Annotated in this window: 1 protein-coding gene; it reads left to right on the forward strand. The window is 64.0% G+C overall.

Annotated features, from left to right (window positions below; all coding sequences use genetic code 11):
• Positions 1-1,929: ATP-binding protein (locus tag VIQ49_RS21590; RefSeq protein WP_331888506.1), on the forward strand; the 1,929-nt coding region annotated here is incomplete at both ends.

The following is a 1,929-nucleotide window of genomic DNA, read 5'->3' on the forward strand; positions in this document are numbered from 1 at the left end:
GAGCAGAAGGCGATCGCCGATCACCTCGCCACGATCGAACGGCATCTGTCCGGTGAAGGCGTCAATGCCAAGCCCGCGACTCCCGCCGAGATGGACTACCTACTTCTGCGCTCGGCGACTCTCGGACTGCCGCTGGACGCAGAAGGGGTTATCTCCGGTGGGGGCGGCTGGGAAGAGTCCGACGTCGCGACGCTCGAAGACCTCACCAACCTTGAACTCACCCCCGGCGATGGCTACACGACCGTGCACGGTCAGGTGGGTGGCCGGAACTACACCGGCTACGCGATCGTCCTCACGGTCGGGCGTATGGCGCCCCTACCAATCCCGGAGAAGATGCTGCCGTGGCAGGTGCTCGGCGATCCGTCCGGTGAGCCGCTGGAGTGGTCGGAACGGATCAAGCTCAAGACCAAAAGCCAAACCGTTCGGAACTTGCGACGGTTGACGTCGAAGATCGAGGCGCAGTTCGACCACTACACAATCGAGCACGACCAGGTTCCGCCGCAGGAGCTGGCTGAGCAGCATGCGCTTGCGCGGCAGGTCATCTCCGACATCGAGGAAGACCATTCCGGCTTGTCGGTGCGCACCGAGGGCTGGTACCGGGTTCTCATCGTCGGTTCGACGCCGAAGGAGGCCAAGGAAAAGGTCTCGATGTTGCAGGAGATGTACGCCCCTCGCATCCGCCTCGAACAAGAACACGGCCAGTACCAACTTCTGCGCGAGTTCATCCCTGGTGAGCCCCTGGCCAATATCGCGCACTGCCGGCGGATGAACGTCGAAGCCCTCTCCTCCGGCATGGCAGCGGTCGGTGACCGGATCGGTGACCGCACCGGTGTCGTGGTCGGGCAGACCGCGTCGATCGCGCCGCGACCGGCCGTATGGGATCTGTTCGCAGCGCACGAGAAAAAGCACAAGTCCGGATTGACGCCGATCGTCGCCGTCCCCGGATCTGGCAAGACGTTCCTCGCTGGAGTACTCGTCTACCAGGCTGTGCGTGCCGGTGCCTACGGCGTCGTGCTCGACCCGTCCGGCCCGCTGAAAAAACTCGCTCAATTGCCCGAGTTCCGCGGCATCGCCGAAGTGCAAGCGTTGACCGGTCGCACCTCGCGCCCCGGCTCGCTCAACCCGTACCGGGTGATCATCGACCCGCGCCGCGATGATCCGGAGTACGACGCGACCAGCGTCGACTACCAGGACGACCCCAACCCCCAGGCGGCAGCGCAGGGGCAATACGAGGCCGATATGCGTGCCGCGAACGCCGAACGCATCTCGGTGGCGGTCTCTGTTCTGAAGATGATGCTCACCCCTGCCCGCCTCGAGCACGAGTGGACCGAGACCGTGCTTGCGAGCGCGGCAAACATGGTCGGCGGCGAACGGCACCACAACCTCCGCGAAGTTCTCGACGCCATCGAACGGATCGCAAAAGAAGACGACAACATCGATCTGCGGTCGTGCGCGAAGAGCCTGCACCAGGACCTGGCGATGATGTCCGATCTGGCAGAAGCCCGAGTGCTCTTCCCGGAGCGCGGCACCACCGGCGACATCGACGACATCATCAACGACCGCATTCGCCTCACGGTCCTGACCATGCCCGGCCTGCAACTGCCACCGGAGGGCACAGACCCATCGCAGTGGACTCCACAGCAGCGCATGGCCGGACCGCTGATGCACATGGCCGCGTGGCTTGCGAACCGTCTCGTCTACGAACTGCCGCGTTACGAGCGCAAGGTGCTGTTCCTCGACGAGAACAAATACCTCGAGCAGACGGGTGCCGGCCGGACCCTGAACCTGCGGATCGCGCGTGACAGCCGTAAGTACAAGGTTCGGGCGCTGGTGTGCTCGCAGCTTCCCGACGATTACCTCGGAGTTGATGGCACAGACGACAAATCAGCGCTGACCTACGAGGTCATCATCGGCGATCTCGGCGGCAAC

The sequence above is a fragment of the Williamsia sp. genome (genome assembly GCF_036566845.1).
Taxonomy (GTDB): Bacteria; Actinomycetota; Actinomycetes; order Mycobacteriales; family Mycobacteriaceae; genus Williamsia.